Here is a 22,848-nt window from a genome sequence, read left to right on the forward strand (position 1 = left end):
TGCACTGATAGGTCACCGGACACGCCACCGTTTCCATATCCGGCGGTGGATCGAGGCTGAGTGCCCTCGGTAATCTGTCGGCCTGCCGACTGTATCGAGTCGATGCACCTGCCTTTCAGCGCCGTATCAGCCCCACTTCAGTCCTCGCTGCGATGGTTCTGACAACAGGCGGCGACCCGGTCGGAAACGGCCGCCCCGCAGCGGAAGGCAGGACATGAATCAATGGATGGTTTACTGATGTGTGCGCCGGCGGGATCAGCCGGCCCGCACTCTCCGCCGAATCGATCGTCGGTTCATTCGTACAGAAGCGCAAATGAGTATCTGTCGGCCGGAGAGCGAGCACGTGGGCACAACTTTCTCCTCGAGCCCGGGCCGGGCCGGATCGCCGGATTCTTTCCCGGCCTCGGCAGCCGAACTGCCTACCGAAGTCTCGGCACCTCGCTGCTGGACAGCAACGTCCCCGAGGTCGTCGCCGTCTACCGCGCGGGAGCACTGGCGTCGGGCTTCGCGGACCGGCCGGAGACACTCGCGATCACGCCGGAGAACCTGCCCGCCGGGAAGATGGCCCGGCAGGGATTCATCGGGGCCGCGATGACGGTGCACAACCTCGCGCTCGAGGCATACCTGCGCGCCGAGGCCAAGCGGCATGGCGTGCCTCTCACCCCGGTCGCGTACACCGGGGAGAGCCTTGGCATGGTCGCGGCGGCCGTCGCCGCCGGCTCGTTGTCGGTGGTGGACGGCGTCAAGATCGCGCGGGCTTTCACGCCGCTGTCTCTCACGGCCGCCGAAGGTCTCGTCTCCGGCGAGCCGATCGTTCAGGAGGCCATCGCCTACCTGCCCGACTCTGCCCGCGGGCAAAGCCTGGTGGACGAGCCCTTTCACGTCTTGGCTCTGCGGGGCAGTCCCGAAGACCTCAGCGACATCCTCGGCCGTATCGCGAAAAGCTACTCGAAGTCGGACGTGGAAGTGCACAAGCTCTACTCGATCCGGCAGACGAACGTCTACGTCCGTGCCGCGGTCCGAGTCGGGTTCGATGAATTGATGTCCGGCGTCCCGGCGATCGAAATCCGGGAGCTGAAGCCCCCCACCACGTTTCTCGCCCATTCGGCGCGGATGGGTGTGGTCCGGAAGGCCCTTGCCCGGTTCATCGCCGAGAACGGGATCGTCTTCGGCGAGCCGCGAGTCCCGGTGGTCGCGAACAACGCCGCCGGCGTGCTCACCACGGCCACCGAGATACGTGACGCCATCCTGGCCATGACCAACGAGATCATGGCGTCCCGGGCGACTGCGGAGACGCTGGACGCTCTGCGGCCCGACCTGATTGTCGAGCTGGGACCGGGTGGCAAGTCCGTTCAGCTGTTGCTCGACAACGACGTCGAGTCCCCGGTGATGGCGTACACGGGCGACCGGGTGGAAACGAATGCGATTCTTCGCCCGATAGAGCTGGTCAATACTCTGAAGGCGGAGCTGGCGCACCTGCACGCCGGCGGGCAGCTGACGTCCCGCCACCACGACCTGCTCCGCGACGTCTTCCGGGAGGCCGCCGCCAACCCTTTCGGTGTGCAGTACCTGCTCCGCACGATGACCGGCGTGATCGCGGGCGAGATGCTCCATCCGGAACGGCATGAGGTTCCCGGGTTCTCGCGACTTCTCGAAATCTTCCAGCACACCTATGCCCACCGCGACCGGATCGACATCATCGGCGGCGAGCTGGTCGCCCAGGCCCGGCTCAAGAAGCAGATCGTGGGGCCACCCGACCGCCTGGGCCGGGCGTATACCGAGCTGATGGTGCTCGATGCCGACGGCGTCGCGTCGGGCCGGAGCCTGATCACGGCCGACACGGCCGAGGCCGTGGTCTTTCATTTCAGCCGGCCGTCCGACCTCGAGGCCGTCGACCTGGTTCGCGGCCTGCGGTCGGTGGGGGAGACGGAGCCGTCCGTCTGCCGGATCTACAACGAGATCATGCGGCTCGATCCCGATCGGCCGGGCACGGCGGCCGAGCACTGGGAGATCGCCCATCTGGTGTACCAGCACACGCTGTTCCAGATCTTCCGCCAGCATCGCCCGGCCCTGTTCGCGCAGAACGACTGCTATCTCGAAGGCAGCGACCCGATGGGGTGGCTCGTCGCTCTCGCCGCCTCCGGAGCGGCTCCCCTCACGAGCGTCGCGCGGTTGTACCGGGCGTACCTCGGCGCCGATGCCACCAGCGTGCTGAATCAAGCACTTTCCTCGCTCACGGATGCCGCCATCCCGGTCATCTCGCCCGACGGCGTCCCCGTACAGCTCAAGAAGGATCTGGAGACCGCTACCCGTGTCATCTTCGGTTGATGTCGTTCTCGATTCCAACGCCCGCAGCATTCACCTCAACGGAGACTGTCAGATCTTCTCACTCGGCTCCGTTCTCGACCCGGCGCGGATCAATCTGGGAGACCATCGGCCGCGGGTCGTATCCGTCCTGTCGCCGGCGGACATTCGGAGAAGGCGTCTCAACCCCGCGCTCGATGCCTTCGAGGAACGGTCGGTACTGCGGCTCACCGTCGAGAACGAACGCGTCCATCGCCACGCCCGGGCCCGTCGCCTGCTGAGCACCACCGTCTTCGCCTACATCCACTGCGGGGAAACGGTGGTCGGCTTCGGCGAAGGCGGCAGCGAGTCCATGACGATCTTCGTCCGGAAGGACGGCGAGGCCGGGATCACGGTCCGCAAGATTCTCAGCGAGGCCCTGACAACGGCCCGCTGGGACCCGGACGGCGTGGGCGTCATGCTGCCGCCGTTCGCGAAAGCACACCGGCAGGCCCAGTATCTCCACGCGTTGCCGCCGTCCGTCCGGGAGTTCTTCCCCGCCGTACACGACGTCATCGAGCGGGACATTCCGATCCCACCGCGAGGGAGAACCACTGTCTGGGCGTCCCACCGCGAGGTCATCTACGAGATGAGCTACGTGCCGGGGGAGGAAGTCAGTCGCTACGTCGCGAGATGCTCGCCGCCGCCCGCGGTGATCGCGCGGCTGTACGAGCAGATCCACCGGCTGCTTCACGAGAAGGTGCACAGCTTCGGCCGCACTCCCGCTCCGGGACCGACGGTCGATGTCTCGTACCTGCGGAAAATCGAGGATCGGCTCGGCCTCTGCCGGGCCACCGCACCGATGACGTTCGGCCCGGACCTGCTGGACAGCGAACGCATCGTGATCAACGGCGTGTCCTACCTCAACTCGTCGACGCTGCTCGCGCGGTTTCGGTCCCGGCCGGACTTCCTCCGCGTGCTGGAGCCGCGGTTTCACTCGCTCGTCATGGGCGACACGAATACCGAGAACATCAAGCTGACCGACACCACCCCGCTGGAAAACGCCCGCCGGCTCATCGAGGCGGGCGCTTCCCGCGACGCGATCGACCGGGCGCTCGCGGCCATCACGTACGAGTCGACGGGTATCACCTTCCTGGACCCGCGGGCGATCGGCTTCCAGGGCGAAGGCGGCGAGACCCGGGACGACCCGATGTACGACAACAAGCCGTGGCACAACTCGATCGGTCACTACGACGAGATCCACGCCGAACATTTCTCGATGCGGGTACGCGGCGGACCCACGCCCCAGGTGGACATCGAGTTCGTCCCCGGAAATCCGTACCAGGCTGCCTACCGGGTCCGGGACGTCACGGTGCACGGGGAAGCCGTCGACGAGTCGGCACCGCGGGGCATGGAGGACTACTTCAAGCGCGTCATGACCGACGTGTACGACCTCGGCAACCCGGAATCGCCCTGTCTGCGTGACGATCCGTACTGGCTGATCCGTTTCGTCTTCATCATGGGCGCGCACTTCACCGCGATGCCGCCATTCCACTTCCACGCCGAAATGAATGGCACCCTGCGCGACACATACCACGCCCAACGCCGGCCCGTTGCGATCTACTGCGAAGGTGTCAAATGGCTGAACTGGGCCCTCGAAATGCTGGAGGGAACGAGGACGGAATTCCTGGGGATCCGTGTTCCGTCGTTGCCCTGAAGACCGAGTCGGGAAAGAGGAAGGCAAGTCCATGAAGATTTCGCCGCTCACGCCGCGGGTGCACGGACTGAATGAGCTGTCGACCGAATCACGGATCATTTCGACGCCCTGGAGCCGGATGGTGCGGGGCATCGGACTCGGGCAATACCCCATCGACTACGACCCGGCGATCGCCGGGCACCTCCGGGACACCTTCGATCAATTGATCGGCAAGGTGCCGCCGTCCGACTTCTACACGCTGTTCTGCCGGGCCCTGACCGACTTCGTCCTGAGGGTGACGGACCCTGCCATGGTGTTCGGCCCGGCGCAGATCGAGCAGGCGGTCGGTCCCCTGGTGGAAGCCGCCCGGGCCGAGAAGAACCCGTACTACCGGCTGCTGGCCGGCTGCCTCGTCATCGACGCCTGGGCCAAGCTCGACCTCGATGCCTCGCTGCTGGTCAACGCCGAACTGGACTTCCCAGCGGAGATCTTGGACCTGGCCGCCGGCATCGCGCCGGACCAGATCAACGATGACAACCGAGGCCGGCACGGTGACTACGAACGCATCTCCGCCTACACCGCGGTCTTCCTGGCCCTCGGCCAGATCGGGCTGAAGGACCGGCTGGTCACCGACGAGCGAAACTACATCGTCGAGGCACTCGACCTGTTGCAGAACGTCCCGGCACCGTTCTACCGGGGCCGGGGTGGTTCGATGCTGCTCTCGGTGGTCGCGCTGCTCGGTTACGACAAGTACATCTTCGACGGCGACCGCGACTACATGAAGGAGACCCTGGACTATCTTGCCCGGGCGGACGAACTTCAGATCTTTCCGTCCCTCCCGCAAGAGATCGCGGTTGCCTGGGCGAAGGTCTATCCGCTGCTGACCATGCTCAACGCCATAGCCACCGGCGGCCGGGCCGAGTATCTCCACGACCCGATCGACTGGTTGGCCGAGGCGAAGTCGCTGCTGGCCGACATTCCATCGGCGGAGCGCAGCCACATGAGTCAGTACTACATCGTCGCCCTCCACAACCTGGGCCGCCTGCGGGACGAGTTGCCCGACCTGGATGCCTACGTGGCGGAGGTCGTGGCCGAACTGGACGTGGTGGACCCGGGGGCCGACTTCTTCACCAGCGGCATCGCCTATCCGTACATCATCGAGGCGGCGATGCTCGCCGGTCGGCTCGACCTGATCCCGCAGGAGGCACTCGACCGCATGGTCGATTCCTTCGCGGACTTGGAGCGAACCGCCGTCGACCGGGCCAACCGGGCCTTTCCCGTCAGTTATGCGCTGAACATTTTGGGCGAGATCGGCGCCGCCGACATGGTCTTCACTCCTCGATCCCGGTACGGCGGCATCTCGGCGATGAACTGGGTGATCGATCGCATTTCCGACGGTGCGCAAGAAGAAGGCACCAAGCTTTACCTGCTCAACCATGCCCTGGTCAGCTACGCGCTGCGGCTGCGTGGCACCGGCGCCAGGGAAACGGAGCTGTTCCGGGACTTCGATTTCCGGTTGGCGCCCCAGTGATTCACGAATCCCATTTCCCGAAAGGAATCTCAATGACCGTGCCATCCGCCGGGCGATCGGAACCGCTGGGTGTGGGAATCGTCGGGTTGGGCAGCGAACGCGGGTGGGCGGCCGGCGCGCACCTTCCCGCTCTGCGGGCCGTGGAAGGTTTCGAAGTGCGGGGCCTGGTCGCCTCGACACCGGAAACGGCACGGCGATCGGCCGCGAAGCACGGCGTGCCGCTGATCTTCGACGACGTCTCGGCCCTCGCCGCCCACCCCGACATCGACCTGGTGGTCGTCGCGGTGAAGGTACCCCACCACCGGGAGCTGATCGTTCCGGCGCTGGAAGCGGGCACCATGGTGCTGAGCGAGTGGCCGCTGGCCCGCACTCTGACCGAAGCGGAGGATCTGGCGGAATTGGCCGCGAAGCGCGAAACCCGTACGGCGGTGGGTCTTCAGTCGCGTTCCGCTCCAGCCATCCGCTACCTGCGCGACCTGATCGCCGAGGGGTACGTCGGTGAGGTGCTGTCGACCAGCATGATCGGTTCGGGCGACGCCTGGGGACCTACCACATCGGGGCGAAACGTCTACGCCCTCGATCGCGACAACGGCGCCACGATGCTGACGATTCCCCTGGGGCACGCCCTCGACGCGCTGGTCACCTGCCTGTCAGGGTTCGCGTCGCTGACCGCGACCACGGCCACGCGCCGCACCGGCGTAGTGGTCGGGGACACCGGCGAGACGGCACCGCAGACCGCTGAGGACCAGATCGCGATCACCGGCGTCCTGCAGACCGGCGCCGTCGCCTCGGTGCACTACCGCGGTGGCACCAGCCGAGCCACCAACCTCCTCTGGGAGATCAACGGCACCGACGGCGACCTGGTGGTCTCCGGCGACTCCGGACACGTCCAGTTCGGCCGCATCACCTTGCGCGGTGGGCGGGGCAACGACACCACCCTGTCCGAGCTTCCGGTGCCGCCCCGGTACACCGACGGACTTTCGGTGAGCGGGCCCGGCTCGGCGGTGGAACACGCGTACCGGCAGCTCCGGGCGGACATTGACGCCAGTACGGTTACCGTGCCCGACTTCGCCGCCGCCGTCAGCCATCATCGCCTGCTGGACCGCGTCACTCGGGCGGCCTCCACGGGCACCCGCCAATAGGCAGCCCCGCCATCGCGATCGGCGCGCGGGCGACGGGTTTCTTCAGGAAGGCCGGGAGGGCGGGCCCCGTTGCGGCTGGGCGCGCACTCGCCGACGATCTCAGTGCGGAGTACTGGAGAGGTCCGTCCTTTCCGGACGACGCGCTCGTAGGGGCACCGATCCAATCAGGCGGAGGGATGTTTCGTGGCGGACGTGGTGATAGCGCGGCTCTACGCCGATGAGGCAGGCGAATCGCACTTCGGCACCTGGGAATGGCCCGCGACGGAGACCGCGTTCGCGCCACCGGCGCCACCCGTGGAGGTCGCCGAGCCGGTCCCGGCCGAACGAGTGCTCATGCTCCGGACGCCGGCCGGATGGCACGGCGACCTGCACCCGGCGCCGCGACGGCAGTTGATGGTGGTGGTCGCGGGCTCGATGGAGGCGACTGCCAGTGACGGCGAGACGCGCTTGTTCACCCCGGGCAGCGCGATCCTGCTCGAGGACACAACGGGCCGGGGCCACAGCTCACGTACGGTCGGCGGCGAGGTCCTGATCGCGGTGACCCAGCTCAGCGACTGAGATCGGCTGTCGCCACGTTTCGGGGCGTACGTCAGCAGTAGCCGGGGCCGCCGTAGAAGAACGTTCGGTTGGAGGGGGCCATGTACATCGAGTAGTAGTCGGGGCTCGCGGTCGCCGGCTGGACCAGGGAGGTGAGGCTGGTCGCGGACGCGCCGTTGATCAGCGTGGCCGAGCCGAAGTAGGCGGCCGGCAGCGCGGCCTTGCTGCCCGGGGTGCCCGTACCCATGTCGGTGCACGGCTTTTCGGTCGCGGAGGCGACCTCGCCGAAGACCTGGACCTGGTCGGTGCTGGTGAAATCGGTGACTGCCGGGCTCGCGCCGGTCCACAGGGTGGCCGGGAACCAGCCGATCAGGGCGCCGTCGTAGTAGACGCCCCAGTTCGGGCCGTTGGCGTCGTCGGCGTTGTAGTGGATTTCGAACTTCTTCGCGGTGAGGGCTGGCAGGACGTCGCCCACCTTCACCGTGGCCGAGTCGGCGGCGACCCAGCCGCAGCCGTTGTAGCAGGTCGCCACGCCGTTGACCCAGTGGTAGACGAACAGGTGCGGCAGGCCGTCGCCCCACACGAAGTTGTCGACGGTCCAGCCGACCTCGATCATCTGCCGTAGGTCGTTGCTCTTCTTGATCACGGCGATCTCGCCCAGCGAGTGGGCGTCCTGCGCGTCGACCGTGGGCTGCGCGATGTAGACGTTCGCCCAGACGCCGGTGCCGACGACGTCCTGCAGGCCGTCGTTGTAGGAGTAGTAGTTGCCGCTCGCGGTCAGGGCGGCGGCCACCTTCGCGGTCGACTTCCCGGCGGTCGTCGGTGGGGCGCCCTTGGGGGCGTACGTCCCGGTGGTCGGGGTGCCATTGTCGGCCCGGGCCGGCGCGGGAAAGGCGAGCAGCGCGAGGATGACGCCGGAGGCGGCGACCAGCCGCCGAGGACCGCGGAAAGAGGACACGCGCGGACCGTACTCGCCCGCATTGACCTGTGCAAATGGTGGTGGCGGCCCGCCGGGGGGAAGCGGGCCGCCACGCTCATCCGGAACGCGCCGGCCGGATCAGGACCAGCCGGTGGTGACCACCCAGCTGACGTCGTCCGACCAGAGGTTGGCCGCGTCGAAGGTGTGTACGCCGCCGTTGCTCGCCACGTACGCGATGTTGTTGTAGTGCCGGATGTCCCGGGTCGGGTAGTTGTACGACTGGAAGGTGTTGCCCTGCCCGTTCTTGCCGGCCTGCGGGCAGAACGTGGCGTCCTGCGCGAACAGCGAGCTGCCGTCGTTGGCGTTCAGCCACAGCTGGAACCCGGAGTGCCGCAGGTAGCTGCCGGACGTGTCCTTCGACTCGAACGAGACGCAGGAGCTGTTCGCCAGCCCGGCCCGGACCACGAAGGTGGCCTGGCCCTTGAGCGTGGCGGTGCTGGACGAGCTGACCACCTGGGTGTTCACCGTGCTGCCGGAGTGCGCGATGTACCGGGTGGTGCAGCAGGCCGTGGTGGCCCGCAGCGAGACCGACGAGCCGACGGTGACCGCCGGGCCGCTGGTCAGCGAGGTGGTGGCGTACGCGGCCGCGGTGATGTTGGCCTGGACCGCGTTCTCGGTGGCGTCGCTGGGGTAGCCGGAGGTCATCACGCCCTCGTAGAACGTGCCGGCCGAGCCGTTGCTGTTGTCCCCGCCGATGCCCAGGATGATCGCACCTTCCTTGTGCATCGGGTTGTAGCCGGAGGTCGTGGACCGGGCGCCGCTGTAGTAGGTGGACAGCGAGCCGGACTGGGCGTTGCCGCCGCGGATGGCCCACAGGTTCGCGGTGCCCTTGACGACGGCCGTGGTGAACCGGCTGGTGATGCTGGGGTCGGCGGAGTTGAGGCCGAGGTTCTGGCCGGAGAACAGGCCGTTCTCCAGATCAGCCATGATCCACGGGCCGTTGCCGGCGCCGTAGCCCCAGCCCTTGCTGGTGCCGAAGTAGATGGCCTCCATGTGGCCGTTGCCGGTGTCCGTGCTGCTGGTCTCGGCGTTGCCGTAGTCGAAGCAGCAGTCGCCGTTGTAGTGGCTGCCGTCGAGCACGGCGTACTCGCCCTCGGCGGCGTCCCCGGTGGCGATCCCGTTGGTGGAGTTGTTGCGGTAGCCGGTGCCGGGGGAGACGAAGACGCCGTACGCCTTCTGCCCGCCCACGGTGACCGGCGCGGCCGCCGCCCCGGCGAGGTTGTCGTAGTTGTTGACGTCGGGGCCGTTGAAGCCGCCGGGCGGGGCCTGGGTCAGGTTGTTCCCGTGCCCCGACTGGTCGTAGATGATCGTGATGAGGCACGTGGTGCCGGCGCAGAAGGTGTCCTGCGCGGCCGCGTTGGCGACCCCGCCCGCGCTCAGCGGGGCGATGTTGAGGGTGGCGCTGTCCGAGGCGCGTTTCACCTGGTACAGCGAGCCGGTGTAGGCGGCGTAGAGGGCGCGGGTGGTGCTGTGCGCGGCCACGCAGGGCGTGCCGCCGGAGGCGTAGATGTCACAGGGCTGGGCGGTGGCGGCCTGCGAGACGCCGGCGTTGACCAGGACGGTGGCGACGATGGTCGCCGAGGTGGCGGCGCCGAGGGCGAGGCCACGGACGAGCCGTGATGGTGCCATGGGGTGACCTCTTCCGATGCGGGGAATGCGGCGAGGGGGGAGCCTGCAGCGGAAACTGTTGATCAAAACCCGGGTGTGAACGTTAACATAACCGATACGCCGACGTGACGCAACGGCAATTTTCTATGTACGAGCTGTGCATGGGAGCGCTCACATCAGGCATCCGGGATGACCATTTCGAACACCTCGCGCGCGATGTCCGGGTCGGGGCCGTTGCGGACGCCGGTGTCGAGCGCGTCGATCCGGGACATCTCTTCGGCGGTCAGCTCGAAGTCGAACACCGAGAAGTTCTCGAGGATCCGGCCCGGGTTGGTGGACTTCGGAATCGCCGACCGGCCGTGCTGCACCTGCCAGCGCAGCATCACCTGGGCCGGCGACCGGCCGTGCCCGGCCGCGATCGCGCCGATCGCCGGGTCTTCCAGGACGCTGCGCCGCTCCTCGCCCCAGCCGGGGTAGAACGTGATGCCGCCGATCGGCGACCACGCCTGGGTGAGGATGCCGTGCTCGGCGTCGGCCCGCTGCACGTCCGGCTGGCTGAAGTACGGGTGCAGCTCGATCTGGTTCACCGCCGGGACGACCGTGGTGGCCGCCAGCAGCTCGTCGAGGTGCGGCCGCCTGAAGTTGCTGACGCCGATCGCGCGTACCCGGCCGTCGGCGAGCAGCTTCTCGAGGGCCCGGTAGGCGGCGATCGTCCGGTCGAACCGGTCTGGCGCCGGCTGGTGCAGGATCAGCAGGTCGAGCCGGTCCACGCCGAGCTTGCGGGTGGCCTTCTCGAAGGCGTGCAGCGTCTGGTCGTAGCCGTAGTCGCTGACCCACACCTTCGTCTCCAGGAAGACCTCCGCAGGGTCCAGGCCGGCGCGCCGGATCCCCTCGCCGACCTGCCTTTCATTCCCGTACGCGGCGGCCGTGTCCACGTGCCGGTAACCAACCTTCAGCGCCGTCTCGACGGCGGCCGCGGTCTCCTCCGGCGGACTCTGGAACACACCGAAGCCGAGAGCGGGCATCGAGACGCCATTGTTGAGCATGAGTTCAGGGGTCATGCTTCGACCGTAGGCATGCCGCGGCCCCGGTGCGGGGTACCAGCGTTACCTCCCGGAGGAGTGCCTCATGAAGATCGAAGGACCGGCCGTACGGCTGACCATCTTCCTCGGCGAGGACGACACCTGGCACCACAAGCCGCTCTACCACGAGATCGTCAGCCGGGCGCACCACGCCGGGCTGGCCGGGGCCTCGGTGCTGCGCGGCATCGAGGGGTACGGCGCCAGCTCGCGGATCCACACCAGCCGGCTGCTGTCGCTCTCCGAGGACCTGCCGCTGGCGGTGATCATCGTGGACCAGGAGGACCGGATCCGCGCGTTCCTGCCACAGCTCGACGAGCTGGTCACCGAGGGGCTGGTCATCCTGGACCCGGTCGAGGTGATCCGCTACGTCGGCCGCCCGCGCTGAGCGGGCGGCCTGGCCGCAGTCTCGATCACCCTTGACGAGAAGGCACTGGATCGGCTCAGGAAGTGACCGGCACCAGCGACCACTGCTGCTCGGGCAGGTTCTGGTCGGGCCACTGGATCACCTGCGCGCCGTCCGCGGCCGAGCCCTGCGCCACGGTCAGCAACTTGCCCGCGTGCCGGTCGACCAGCTTGTAGTACGCGCCGTCGGGAACCAGCTGCCAGGCCTGGTCGCCGCCGCCGTTCTCCACCCACTGCACGGCGTTCGCGCCGTCCGCCGTCGAGGTGCCCCAGATCGACAGCGCCCGGCCGCTGTTGCGGTTGAGCAGCGAACGGTAGCCGCCGCCGATGTCGGTGACGTGCCACTGCTGGTTGGCGCCGCCGTTGGCCGCCCACTGGACCACGGCGGCGCCGTCGACCAGGTTCTGCTGGTAGACGTCGAGCGCCTTGCCGCTCCTGCGGTTGATCAGCTGGTAGTACGGGCCGGCCGAGTAGCCGAAGTCGACGTCGGCGTACCGGACGGTGTCGACGCCGCCGATGACCGCGACGCGACCGGTCTTCGGCAGGTAGACGAGGTCGCGGCTGTAGGAGGCGGGCGAGTTGGTGTTGACCTGCGCCCACGCACCGGTGCTCGAGCCGGACTGGTTCTCCCAGACGGCGCCGCTGCCGGCCGCGTTGTAGAGGATGCGGCCGTCCGGCAGGCGGGTCAGGACCGGACTGCCGCCCTGGGCGAGCGGGCCGGAGCCGGCCGTCACCGGCAGCGACCCGACGCCGGTGCCGGCCGCCCCGCCGACCGCGTAGAACCGCAGCGGATCGGTGGCGACCTTGTAGCGGACGTTGTCGCCGCCACCCCAGTACTCGTACGTCATCAGCCATTTGCCGTCGCTGGTGGGGACGACGGTGGCCATGCCCGGCCGGCCGTCACCGACCGTGGCGGAGCCGGCGACGTCGAGAACCGGCGCGCTCCACGCCGCGCTGGTGCCGTTCCAGGTGCGGTGGGCGAGGATCTGCCCGTGCGAGTCGGCGCCGGTGGCGTTGTCGGCCGCCATGGTCAGCGCGCCGGTGGCGGCGTCGTAGCCGGAGTAGTCGTTCTCGTCCGAGTAGTACGCGACCAGCTGGTTGTCGTAGACCATCAGGTACGGCTCCCAGACCGGGTCGACCTGCCGGTACCTGTTGGCCGCCGCGACGTTCGTGCCGATCGCCCCGGCGCTGCCGCCCTGCCAGCCGCCGGTGGTGATGATGTTGACGAACTTCCAGCTCGTGCCGGAGTCGCTGCTGGCGTAGAGCGCGATCGCCAGGTCCCGCCGGTCGCCGTCGTTGCTCGGCGTCCAGGTCGGGTCGGCCGCCTTGTGCTCGGTGTAGTACGCGTCGTCGCCGGCGACGACACTGGCCATGAGCAGGGTGCCGGCCGCCAGTTTGCCGACCGCCTGCGGCAGCACGTAGAGGTACGGGTTGGTCCAGTTGCTGGAGTACCTGGCGTACGCGCAATTGCCGGAGAGGTACTTCGGCGCCTTGACGTCGCTGCGGTGCTGCCAGGTCGCACCGCCGTCGTCGCTGGTGTAGATCGGGATCGGCTGGCCGGTCGCCGAGCCGGAGGCCGGGACGGTCGACTTCTCGAACGCGACCACCAGCCGGCCGCTGGGCAGCACCGCGGCCTTCGGATACACCACGCAGTTGCCGTGGCCCTTGAGGCACGCGGCGGAGTCGGGCAGCGCGTAGACGACCGTGGGAGAGACGGCCAGCGCCAGGCTGAGAATGGTAGAGATCAACTTTCCCCCAAATGGCTACGTAGTCATGGGGAGAATGTCTACGTAGTCATTTCGTGCTTGTCAAGGTCTTGACGGCGCCGCAATGACTACGTAGACATATGCCGACCGCACAGCGAGGGAGGGCACGATGACGGGGGATCGCAAGCGGCCGGCGGGCAGCGTGGACGTGGCCCGGCTGGCCGGCGTCTCGCAGAAGACCGTCTCGCGGGTCTTCAACAACGAGCCGCGGGTGTCGGGGGAGACCCGCGAGCGCGTGCTCGCCGCGGCGCGGGAGCTGGGCTACCGCCCGAACAGCGCCGCCCGGGCCCTGCTCACCGGCCGGCACTACCGGATCGGGGTGGTGTCGCTCGGCACCGCGCACTTCGGCCCGTCCTCCCTGCTGGTGGCGCTCGAGCGGGCGGCCCGGCGGATCAGCTACTCGCTGAGCGTCGCCAACTCGTTCGAGGAGGACGCCACCGGCCTCAAGGCGGCCGTCGACAACCTGCTCGTCCAGGGCGTCGACGCGATCATCCTGTCCGAGCCGGTCGACGACGAGGGCGGCGAGCCGCTGGTCATCGACGTGCCGGTGCTGGCCCTGGGCGCCGCGCCGGTCGTGCAGGCTCCGACGGTGCTCTCCGTGCGGGCGGCCGAGGGCGGCGACGCCGCGGCCGAGGTGACCCGGTACCTGCTCGGCCTCGGGCACCGGACCGTGCACCACATCGCCGGGCCGCCGCGGTGGTGGGCCGCCCGCGAGCGCCGGCACAACTGGCACGACACGCTGGTCGCGGCCGGCGCCGAGGTGCCGGAGAGCCGGAGCGGCGACTGGACCGCGCGCAGCGGCTACGAACTCGGCCGCGACCTGGCCCGCGACCCGGACGTCACGGCGATCTTCGCGGCCAACGACGAGATGGCGATCGGCGTCATCCACGCGCTGCACGAGGCGGGCCGCGACGTGCCCGGCGAGGTCAGCGTCGCGGGCTTCGACGACATCCCGGTGGCGGCGCACGTCTGGCCGTCACTGACCACGGTCGGCTCGGACAACGCCGAGCTGGCCGAGGTCGGCCTGACCTACCTGACCGATTTCCTCAACGACCCCGAGCACGTGCCGCCGGCGCCGCCCCAGCACGTGCACCAGATGGTGATCCGCAATTCGACGGCCCGGCCGTCCGCATAACAGGAAAGGCCGCCGCCATCGGCCCTCCGGCTGCGAACCCGGGCCGGCGGCAGCGGCCATTGACACGGAGGAGCAACCCCATGTCCCGCAAAGTTTCCCATTGGCGCCTGGCGGCCGCACTAGCGGCCTCGGTCCTGGCCCTGACCGCCTGCTCCGGCACCGACACCAAGACCACGAAATCGGCAGGACCGGTGAGCCAGGCCGACATCGACAAGGCGATGACCACCCCCACCACCCTGACGTTCTGGACCTGGGTGCCGAACATCGACCAGGAGGTGGCGCTGTTCGAGAAGAAGTACCCGGCCGTCAAGGTCAATGTCGTGAACGCCGGGCAGGGGGCCGACCAGTACACGAAGCTGCGGACCGCTCTCAAGGCCGGCTCCGGCGCTCCCGACCTGGCCCAGATCGAGTACCAGTACATTCCCACCTTCTCGATCACCAAGAGCCTCGTCGACCTCCGGCCGTACGGCGCCGAGGCGGACAAGTCCAAGTTCGTGGACTGGACCTGGGGGCAGGTGACCGGCCCGAACGGCGAGATCCTGGCCTATCCGCAGGACACCGGGCCGATGGGCCTGCTCTACCGGGCGGACATCTTCCAGAAGTACGGCATCCAGGTCCCCAAGACGTGGGACGACTTCGCCGCCGCCGCCCGCAAGCTGCACGCCGCCGACCCGAAGGTCTACCTCACCGACATGGCGGCCAACGAGGCGGCCGGCTGGCACGGGCTGATGTGGCAGGCCGGCTCCAAGCCGTACACGGTCAGCGGCACCACGATCGGGCTCGCCGTCAACGACGCCGCGTCCAAGAAGGTCGCCGACTACTGGGGTGGGCTCGCCAAGGCGGGCGTGATCTCCACCGACCCGGACTTCACCGACAACTGGTACCAGGGCTTCAACCAGGGCAAGTACGCCACCTGGATCACCGCGGCCTGGGCGCCGGCCTTCCTCGGCGGCAGCGCCAAGCCGACCGCGGGCAAGTGGCGGGCCGCGCCGATGCCGCAGTGGGACACCAAGGCGGTCGCCGGCAACTGGGGCGGCTCCACGACCGCGGTCATCCAGGGCAGCAAGAACCCGATCGCGGCGGCGAAGTTCGCCGAGTTCCTGAACACCGACGCCGACACCACCAAGATGTTCAACACCGTGCAGAACTTCTTCCCGGCCAGCAAGGCGCTGCTCGCGGACTCGTCGTTCGCCGGGCAGAGGAACGACTTCTTCGGCGGGCAGCAGGTCAACGCGGTCTTCGCCCAGATCAGCGACACCGTGGACAGCGCCTGGCAGTGGCCGCCGTTCCTGGACCAGTCGACGAAGGACTGGACGGAGACCGTGGGCACCGGGCTCGCGAACAAGGCTGACGTGGCCGCGGCGACCGACCAATGGCAGCAGCGGCTCACCTCGTACGCAAAAGACCAGGGATTCACGGTCAGCGCGGGCTCATGACCAAACGTGCCGGCTATGTCTTCGTCGCCCCCTTCATGGTGTTCTTCCTGCTCCTGTTCCTGCTGCCGCTCGGGTACGCCGGCTACCTGAGCCTGTTCAAGGACCAACTGGTCGGCGGCACGGTCTTCGCCGGGCTCGCGAACTACTCGCGAGCCCTGGCGGACGACCAACTCCTGCACGGCGTGCTGCGGGTGGGCCTGTTCTTCCTGGTCCAGGTTCCGGTGATGCTGCTGGTGTCGCTGGGCGCGGCGCTGGCCATCGACAGTGGACTGCTGCGCGCCGCGCGGCTCTTCCGGCTGGGCGTCTTCCTGCCGTACGCGGTGCCCAGCGTGGTCGCCGCCCTGATGTGGGGTTACCTCTACGGCCCGAGCTTCGGGCCGCTGGCGAAGCTCGGCTTCAACCCGATCGGCGACACGCTGATGCTGCCGTCGCTCGGCAACATCGTCACCTGGGAGTTCGCCGGCTACAACATGATCATCCTGTACGCCGCCCTACGCACCGTTCCGGCCGAGCGCTACGAGGCGGCCGCGATGGACGGGGCCGGACCGTGGCGTACGGCATGGTTCATCAAGATCCCCGCGTTGCGCCCGGCGCTGCTGCTCTGCCTGGTGTTCTCGGTGATCGGCAGCTTCCAGCTGTTCGCCGAGCCCAAGCTGATCCAGTCGCTCGCCCCGACCGTCATCACCTCGTCCTACACACCCAACCTGTACGCCTACAGCCTCGCGTTCATCTCGCAACAGGTGAACTACGCGGCCGCGGTCTCGTTCCTGCTCGGGTTCGTGATCCTGGTCGTGTCCTACGCGGTGCTGCTGACCGCCAGCCGGAGCCGCCGATGACCCGCCGCAGCACCACGCTCACCCTCGGCATGGGCGCCGTGCTCATCTACTTCCTGTTCCCGCTGTTCTGGCTGGTCATCGCCGCGACGAAGACTACCGGCGACCTGTTCTCGACGTTCGGGCTGTGGTTCGCGCACGACTTCTCGCTGTTCGCCAACATCCGGGAGACCTTCACCCACAACCATGGTGAGTACGCCCGGTGGATGGCCAACACGCTGGTCTACGCCACGGTCAGCGCGCTCGGGGCGTCGGCGCTGGCCACCTTCGCCGGCTACGGGTTCGCCCGCTACCAGTTCCGCGGCCGGTCAATGATGCTCGGAACGGTGCTCGGCACGATCATGGTGCCGACCACCGCGCTGGCCATCCCGACCTACCTGCTGTTCAGCAAGGCCGCGCTGGTCAACACGCCGTGGGCGGTGATCCTGCCGTCGCTGGTCAGCCCGTTCGGCCTGTTCCTGATGTGGGTCTACGCCCGCGACGCCGTCTCGGACACCGTGCTCGAGGCGGCCCGGATCGACGGCGCCGGGGAACTGGCCATCTTCTTCCGGGTCGTGCTGCGCAGCCTGGGCCCCGGCTTCGTCACCGTCCTGCTGTTCACCCTGGTTGCGACGTGGAACAACTACTTCCTGCCGCTGATCATGCTGAACGACCCGTCGTACTACCCGATCACCGTGGGCCTGGCCTCCTGGTCGGCGCAGGCCGTGGGCGGCAGCGGGGCGAACGCCGACCTGCTCGCCTGCGTGGTGACCGGCTCCCTGCTCTCGATCATTCCGCTGATCGCCGCCTTCGTGCTGCTGCAGCGCTACTGGCAGTCCGGCCTCTCGGCCGGCGCTGTCAAGGAATAGGAGTCCCCATGCCCGTCCTGTTCGGCGCTGCCTATTACCACGAGTATCGCGGTTTCATGCAGTTGGCAGACGATCTTGATCTGATGGCCGAGGCCGGGTTCACGGTGATCCGGGTCGGCGAGTCGGTCTGGTCCACCTGGGAGCCGTCGAACGGCGAGTTCGACCTGGAGTGGCTGCGGCCGGTCCTCGACGGCGCGCACGAGCGCGGGATCGCGGTCGTGCTGGGCACTCCGACGTATGCGGTGCCGCCCTGGCTAGCCCGGCAATATCCCGAAATTTCCGGACAGCGGGCGACCGGGCAACCGATCCCGTGGGGCGCTCGGCAGGAAGTCGACTTCACCCACCCCGCGTTTCGCTTTCACGCCGAGCGCGTCATTCGGGCCGTTGCCGGGCGCTACGCCACGCATCCCGCGGTGATCGGTTTCCAGGTCGACAACGAGCCCGGCCTCGAACTGCTCCACAACGAGGGCGTCTTCCAGCGCTTCGCCGACGACCTGCGCCGCCGCTACGGCACGGTCGAGCGGCTCAACGAGGAGTGGGGGCTCGTCTACTGGTCGCACCGGCTCTCCACGTGGGCCGATCTGTGGCGACCCGACGGCAACGCCCAGCCGCAATACGAGCTCGCCTGGCGCCGCTTCCAGGCCCGCCAGACCGACGAGTTCATCGCGTGGCAGGCCGCGATCGTCCGCGAATACGCCTCCGGCGCACACTTCATAACCACCTGCATTGCGTACGATCGGCCGGCCGTCGACGACCGCGCGGTGACCGAGTCGTTGGACGTCACCGCCGGGAACGCGTACTACGTGATGCAGGACGGCCTCGCGCTGCCCGACGCCCGGACGCCCACCCAGACCTGGACCACCGACGGGGTGTGGGCGCTGTACCTGACCGGCGACCGGATGTACTCGTCGAAGCAGGCGCCGTTCCTGGTCACCGAGACCAATGCGTCGTCGATCGGCTTCTCCTGGGACAGCCGGCCCGCGTACGACGGCCAGTGGCGGCAGGCGGCCTGGGCCCTCGTCTCCCGCGGCGCGCGGATGATCGAGTACTGGCACTGGCACACGCTGCCGTTCGGCACCGAGACGTACTGGGGCGGCATCCTCCCGCACAGCGGCCGGCCCGGGCGCACCTATCGCGAGCTGGCCCGGCTGGGCGCGGAGCTGGCCCAGGCCGGCGACCTGCTCGACGGCCTCGTCCCGGACGCCGACGTGGCGATCGTCATCGACCTGCCGAGCCGCTGGATCATGCAGAAGTACCCGGCTCTGTCCCATCCGGACGGGTCGCCGGACGAGCGCGCCTACCAGGGCCTGGTCGAGCCGTTCTATCGCGGGGCCTTCGATGCCGGCCTGCAGACCCGGGTGCTGCACGCCGGCCAGTTGCCGGCCGTGGCCTCGGAATTCCCGGTCCTGATCGCAGCCGGGCTCTACCTCGCGGACGACGAGACGCTGGACTGGCTTCACGCGTACGCCCAAGCCGGTGGGCATTTGATTCTGGGACCGCGCACCGGTTACGCGGACGAGGAGGCCCGCGCCCGCCCGGACCGGATGCCGGCACGCCTGGCCGCGGCGGCCGGGGTCTGGTACGACGAGTTCAGCAACCTGCGCGCGCCGATCGAAGTGGTCGCCGACCCGGAACAGCTGCCGGGCGCGGGCGGCGCGACGGCGACCCGCTGGATCGACGGGCTGATCGCCGAGGGCGCCACGATCCTGGCGACGTATCAGCACCCGCACTTCGGGCGCTGGCCGGCCGTCACCACCAACCAGGTCGGCCGGGGCCGCATCACGTACGTCGGAACGGTCCCCGACCAGCGCCTGGCGGCGGCGATCCTGCGCTGGGCGAATGCGGGGCGGGTGCGCGCGTGGTCGAACCTGCCGGAGAGCGTGACGTGCACCGGCGCCACGACCGGGGACGGGCGGCGGGTGCGCTTCCTGCACAACTGGTCCTTCGCGGCCGCGCGGGTCACGGCGCCGGTCGACTGCCACGACGCGCTCACCAACAAGCCGATACCCGGCGGCAGCGAGATCGAGCTGGGCAGCTGGGACGTCCGCATCCTCGTCGAGGACCCCGGCTCGGGTATCCGATGATCTGATGAACGTCGGGCCGGGCCGTGCGGCGTGCAACCTTTCCGGGGTGCCGGAGGTGTAAGGGGCGTGACGGACCCGACAGGGCCGCGGGCAGCGGCCGAGACATCGTTTGTGACGTTCATGGAGTTGGCCTGGTCCCGCCATCTGCGCCTGGCGATGCTGCTGACCGGCGATCGGCTGCGCGCCGAGGATCTGCTGCAGGACAGCCTCGTGCGGATGTACGAGCGCTGGAGCCGGCTCGATCGGCGCAGCGATCCGCATGCGTACCTGCGCCGGGTGGTGGTCAACACGCACACCTCGTGGTGGCAGCGGCGACGGCGGGAGAGCCTCGTGGCGGAGGTGCCGGACCGCGCGGCCCCCGCCGGTTTCGACGCCGACGTCGAGCTCAAGCGTGCCCTGGACGGGCTCCCGCCCCGGCAGCGGGCGGTGGTCGTCCTCCGCCTCTATGAGGACCTGTCCGAGCGGCAGACCGCGGAAGTTCTCGGCTGTTCCGTGGGCAACGTCAAGAGTCAGTATGCCCGCGCGCTGGCCAAGCTGCGGGAGCTGGTGCGCGAGCCGAACTACGAGGAAATCTGGAGCAACCGATGAACAGCTTCGAGACGCGGCTCGCCGAGCGGCTGCACGACATGGCGGACGGCGACTTCGACTCCGCGGCGCCGATCGTCGGCGTCCTGGCCCGGGGCTGGGCCGCGGGCCCGCGCCGCACCGCCGTCCGGCTGGCCGGGGCGTCCCTGGCGGTACTGGCCGCGGGCGGCGTGGTCACCACCGTGGCCGTCCATCCGTGGAGCGCGGAACGCTCCGGCGGCGTTGCCGCCGTGCCGCAGCCGCCGGAGATGGCGCTGATGGCGGCGGTGGCGGCGAGCGACGGCGTCAGCTACGAGCTGACGCTGACCACCGTGGTCAAGTCGACCCCCGGCAGCCCCGATCAGGTGACCACGGGCGCCTTCGACCCGGTCACCAGGACCGGTTTCACGCACACGCCGTACGACGACGGGCCGGGCTTTTCCGAGCAGCGGCTCGTCAAGGGCGTGCGCTACCTCGGCGACGCCGGCATCGACCGGAAGATCGTGTGGCGGAAGGTCGCCGGCACGTTCGACTCGCTGGACTTCGCCGGCGAGGCCGCCGGCCGCCTCGGTGCGTCGGCCGACCCGGCGCAGTTGCGGGCGATCCTGCGCGACCGCGGCGCGAAGGTCACCATGACCGGCGACCGCACGTATCACTTCACGTTCGCGGTGGCCAAGAAGGACCTGCTGCCGCAGTCGCTGTCCGACCGCTTCGCCGGCGACGTCACCGTCGGTGCCGACAACCGCATCGCGACGGTCACGTACGAGCGGACGCTGCAGTGGGCCGGCAAGAGCCCCGGCCGTAAGCCGGGCCCGCCGGTCGTGATGGCGGTGACGATGGCGTTCTCCGACTACGGGGCGCCGGTCACCGTCGAGGCGCCCGCCGCGAAGTAGCCGCCCGCCCATCCACCGATCACGAAGCTGCCCGCGGCGAAGGGCCGCGGGCAGCTTCGTGCCGGACCACAGTCCACAATAGAGGGAGGTTGGGTACGGATGGCACGACGATGGTTGGCCGGCGTCACCGCGGTGGTGGCGGTGGCCGGTGCGGCGGTGGCCGGCGTGGCCATGGCGGGCTCGGCCCCGCAGGCCGGCCCGGCGGCGGCCGCGACCTGGCCGGCACCGTCGTGGCGCGGCGGAACTTCACCGACAACGAGCCGGACGCCGACACGGTCGGCCACGGCACGCACGTCGCCGCGACCATCGCGAGTTCCGGCGCCGCGGAGAACGGCCGGTACAAGAGCGTGGCGCCCCGCGCGAAGCTGCTCGACGGCAAGGTCTGCGGCGAGAACGGCTGCCTCGAGTCGTCGATCCTGGCCGGCATGACCTGGGCCGCCGCCGACGAACACGCCAAGGTCGTGAACATGAGCCTCGGCGGCGAGGACGGTGACGGCGACCCCGCAGCCCGGCGCCGCCACCGGCACGCTGAGGAACCTGACCGTGGCGGCGTCCCTCGACGACGGCCGCGCCTGGCGGCCGGTGCCGGTGAAGAACGGCGTGGCCCTCGCTCCGCAGCCGGGTGGCAGCGGCTACGTCTCGCTGCGCGGCACCGCGACCGACAGCGAGCGCAACGCCGTGACGGTGACCGTCATCCGCGCATACGGCTACGGGCCGCCGGCATAGCGGGCACGGCCCTGCCGGGGTGGCGGCCGGTCCCTGGGCCCCGCCGCGAGCGGCCGCCGCCGTCATCGGTCGGGTCAAGCGTCTTGCCGGCGGCGGACAGAGCTGGGGCGGCGACGAGGGAGCCGGATCGGTGATCGCCCAGTGGGCCGCCACCAAGCCGGCCAGGTAATTTCGGTAGCCACCGAACAGTGGCGCTCCTACGTTCATGGCATGACCGAACGACAGAGCGCCGGCGCGCTGATCGCGGCGGGCGTGACCGTGCTCTTCTGGTCGTCCGCTTTCGTCTCGATCCGCAGCGCCGGCGCCTCCTACTCGCCCGGCGCGCTCGCCTTCGGCCGGCTCGCCACCGCCGCCGTCCTGCTCGGCGCGTTCGCCCTGGTCCGCCGGGTCGGCTGGCCCGACCGGCGGGCCTGGCCGGGCATTCTCACCTCCGGCCTGCTCTGGTTCGCCGGCTACATGGTCTTCCTCAACTGGGGCGAGCGCCTGGTCGACGCCGGCACCGCCGCCCTGATCGTGAATGTCGGGCCGATCCTGATCGCCCTGCTCAGCGCGTGGGTGCTGCGCGAGGCCGCGCCCCGCTCGCTGTGGCTGGGCATCGCGGTGTCCTTCGCCGGCACCGTGGTCGTCGGGCTGTCGATGTCCGGCGGCGGGGGCTCGTCGCTGCTCGGGGTGCTGCTGTGTGTGCTCGCCGCCGTCACGTACGCCATCGGGGTGGTCTCGCAGAAGCCGGCGCTCAAGTACGGCAGCGCCCTGCAGATCACCACCTATTCGGCGCTGGTCGCCGCGATCGCCCTGCTGCCGTTCGCCGGCCTGCTGGTGCACGAGGCCGCGAAGGCGCCGCTGTCGGCCACCCTGAACGTGCTCTATCTGGGCGTCGGCCCGACCGCGATCGCGTTCACCACCTGGGCGTACGCGCTGGCCCGCAGCACCGCGAGCAAGCTCGGCGCGACGACCTACCTCGTACCGGCGCTGGTGGTGTTGATGTCCTGGTTGTTCCTGGGCGAGGTGCCGGGCTGGCTGACCCTGGCCGGCGGCGCGCTGTGCCTGGCCGGCGTGGCCGTCTCCCGCCGGAAGAGCGTCCGTGCCGACAGTCTACAAACTGTTGCCGTGGATTCTTAGGGCTGTAGTATTTGGCCCATGAGCACGGACGCGAGCACAGGCCCGGCGCCGGCCCCGACCGGGCCGTTGAGCAGGATCGACTACTCCGAGCGGATCCCGAACAACGTCAATCTCGCCGGGGACCGGCGGCTGCAGCGGGCGCTCGAGGGCTGGCAGCCGAAGTTCCTGGACTGGTGGAAGCAGC

Annotated in this window: 19 protein-coding genes and 1 pseudogene; 16 read left to right on the forward strand and 4 right to left on the reverse strand. The window is 69.2% G+C overall.

Annotation, left to right across the window (positions count from 1 at the left end; genetic code table 11):
• Positions 1-561 precede the first annotated feature (561 nt).
• From IH26_RS62125 to IH26_RS0118725, 5 genes are all read left to right on the forward strand, one after another.
• Positions 562-2,328, forward strand: coding sequence for a hypothetical protein (locus IH26_RS62125; RefSeq protein ID WP_211268682.1), 1,767 nt, complete (start codon positions 562-564; stop codon positions 2,326-2,328).
• On the forward strand, positions 2,312-4,000 hold the full coding sequence (locus IH26_RS62130) for a hypothetical protein (RefSeq protein WP_051808270.1): 1,689 nt from the start codon (positions 2,312-2,314) through the stop codon (positions 3,998-4,000). The genes IH26_RS62125 and IH26_RS62130 overlap by 17 nt, the downstream gene beginning before the upstream one ends.
• Positions 4,001-4,031: 31 nt before the next feature.
• Entirely contained in the window at positions 4,032-5,510 is a 1,479-nt protein-coding gene (locus IH26_RS0118715) for a hypothetical protein (RefSeq protein ID WP_030437499.1), read from the forward strand.
• Positions 5,511-5,542: 32 nt separating this feature from the next.
• Positions 5,543-6,652 (forward strand): Gfo/Idh/MocA family protein, encoded by a 1,110-nt coding sequence (locus IH26_RS0118720; RefSeq protein WP_030437500.1) that lies wholly within the window; start codon positions 5,543-5,545, stop codon positions 6,650-6,652.
• Positions 6,653-6,835: 183 nt separating this feature from the next.
• The gene (locus IH26_RS0118725) at positions 6,836-7,210 is read left to right on the forward strand and encodes a cupin domain-containing protein (RefSeq protein ID WP_030437501.1); all 375 of its coding nucleotides are present in this window, start codon (positions 6,836-6,838) and stop codon (positions 7,208-7,210) included.
• 31 nt (positions 7,211-7,241) lie between these two features.
• Here IH26_RS0118725 and IH26_RS0118730 read toward each other — a convergent pair whose 3' ends face one another.
• From IH26_RS0118730 to IH26_RS0118740, 3 genes are all read right to left on the reverse strand, one after another.
• Positions 7,242-8,147 carry a neprosin family prolyl endopeptidase gene (locus tag IH26_RS0118730; RefSeq protein WP_051808271.1) on the reverse strand — a complete coding sequence of 302 codons (906 nt, stop codon included), beginning with the start codon at positions 8,145-8,147 and terminating at the stop codon, positions 7,242-7,244.
• A 99-nt stretch (positions 8,148-8,246) separates the two neighbouring features.
• A complete protein-coding gene (locus IH26_RS0118735) occupies positions 8,247-9,797 on the reverse strand; it encodes an alpha-L-arabinofuranosidase B (protein ID WP_030437503.1) in 1,551 nt (516 codons plus the stop codon).
• 155 nt (positions 9,798-9,952) lie between these two features.
• Positions 9,953-10,837, reverse strand: a complete 885-nt coding sequence (locus IH26_RS0118740; protein WP_030437504.1) for an aldo/keto reductase — start codon at positions 10,835-10,837, stop codon at positions 9,953-9,955.
• Positions 10,838-10,904: 67 nt separating this feature from the next.
• Between IH26_RS0118740 and IH26_RS0118745 the strand changes: the two genes are divergently transcribed.
• Positions 10,905-11,243, forward strand: coding sequence for a DUF190 domain-containing protein (locus IH26_RS0118745; protein ID WP_030437505.1), 339 nt, complete (start codon positions 10,905-10,907; stop codon positions 11,241-11,243).
• A 55-nt stretch (positions 11,244-11,298) separates the two neighbouring features.
• Here IH26_RS0118745 and IH26_RS0118750 read toward each other — a convergent pair whose 3' ends face one another.
• Positions 11,299-13,008: an RICIN domain-containing protein gene (locus IH26_RS0118750; RefSeq protein ID WP_051808272.1), complete on the reverse strand. Its 1,710-nt coding sequence runs from the start codon at positions 13,006-13,008 to the stop codon at positions 11,299-11,301.
• A 127-nt stretch (positions 13,009-13,135) separates the two neighbouring features.
• Here IH26_RS0118750 and IH26_RS0118755 point away from each other — a divergent pair, with 127 nt between their 5' ends.
• The 10 genes and pseudogenes from IH26_RS0118755 to IH26_RS0118800 all read left to right on the forward strand — a co-directional run bounded on the left by IH26_RS0118755 (position 13,136) and on the right by IH26_RS0118800 (position 22,664).
• Positions 13,136-14,161, forward strand: a complete 1,026-nt coding sequence (locus IH26_RS0118755; protein WP_030437507.1) for a LacI family DNA-binding transcriptional regulator — start codon at positions 13,136-13,138, stop codon at positions 14,159-14,161.
• 80 nt (positions 14,162-14,241) lie between these two features.
• Positions 14,242-15,597: an extracellular solute-binding protein gene (locus IH26_RS0118760; protein ID WP_051808273.1), complete on the forward strand. Its 1,356-nt coding sequence runs from the start codon at positions 14,242-14,244 to the stop codon at positions 15,595-15,597.
• On the forward strand, positions 15,594-16,433 hold the full coding sequence (locus tag IH26_RS0118765) for a carbohydrate ABC transporter permease (protein WP_030437509.1): 840 nt from the start codon (positions 15,594-15,596) through the stop codon (positions 16,431-16,433). Before IH26_RS0118760 ends, IH26_RS0118765 begins: the two co-directional genes overlap by 4 nt.
• On the forward strand, positions 16,430-17,278 hold the full coding sequence (locus IH26_RS0118770) for a carbohydrate ABC transporter permease (RefSeq protein ID WP_211268683.1): 849 nt from the start codon (positions 16,430-16,432) through the stop codon (positions 17,276-17,278). The genes IH26_RS0118765 and IH26_RS0118770 overlap by 4 nt, the downstream gene beginning before the upstream one ends.
• Before the next feature lie 8 nt (positions 17,279-17,286).
• The gene (locus IH26_RS0118775) at positions 17,287-19,362 is read left to right on the forward strand and encodes a beta-galactosidase (RefSeq protein WP_030437511.1); all 2,076 of its coding nucleotides are present in this window, start codon (positions 17,287-17,289) and stop codon (positions 19,360-19,362) included.
• A 66-nt stretch (positions 19,363-19,428) separates the two neighbouring features.
• Positions 19,429-19,950, forward strand: coding sequence for a SigE family RNA polymerase sigma factor (locus tag IH26_RS0118780; protein WP_281179754.1), 522 nt, complete (start codon positions 19,429-19,431; stop codon positions 19,948-19,950).
• Positions 19,947-20,819 carry a hypothetical protein gene (locus IH26_RS0118785; protein ID WP_030437513.1) on the forward strand — a complete coding sequence of 291 codons (873 nt, stop codon included), beginning with the start codon at positions 19,947-19,949 and terminating at the stop codon, positions 20,817-20,819. The genes IH26_RS0118780 and IH26_RS0118785 overlap by 4 nt, the downstream gene beginning before the upstream one ends.
• Positions 20,820-21,055: 236 nt before the next feature.
• A pseudogene (locus tag IH26_RS62920) lies at positions 21,056-21,310 on the forward strand (S8 family serine peptidase); the annotation flags it as partial.
• 52 nt (positions 21,311-21,362) lie between these two features.
• Positions 21,363-21,545 (forward strand): hypothetical protein, encoded by a 183-nt coding sequence (locus IH26_RS62925; protein WP_245665294.1) that lies wholly within the window; start codon positions 21,363-21,365, stop codon positions 21,543-21,545.
• Positions 21,546-21,755: 210 nt separating this feature from the next.
• Positions 21,756-22,664 (forward strand): DMT family transporter, encoded by a 909-nt coding sequence (locus IH26_RS0118800; RefSeq protein WP_034215611.1) that lies wholly within the window; start codon positions 21,756-21,758, stop codon positions 22,662-22,664.
• The last annotated feature ends 184 nt before the right edge of the window (positions 22,665-22,848 follow it).

The sequence above is a fragment of the Actinoplanes subtropicus genome (genome assembly GCF_000721705.1).
GTDB lineage: Bacteria > Actinomycetota > Actinomycetes > Mycobacteriales > Micromonosporaceae > Actinoplanes > Actinoplanes subtropicus.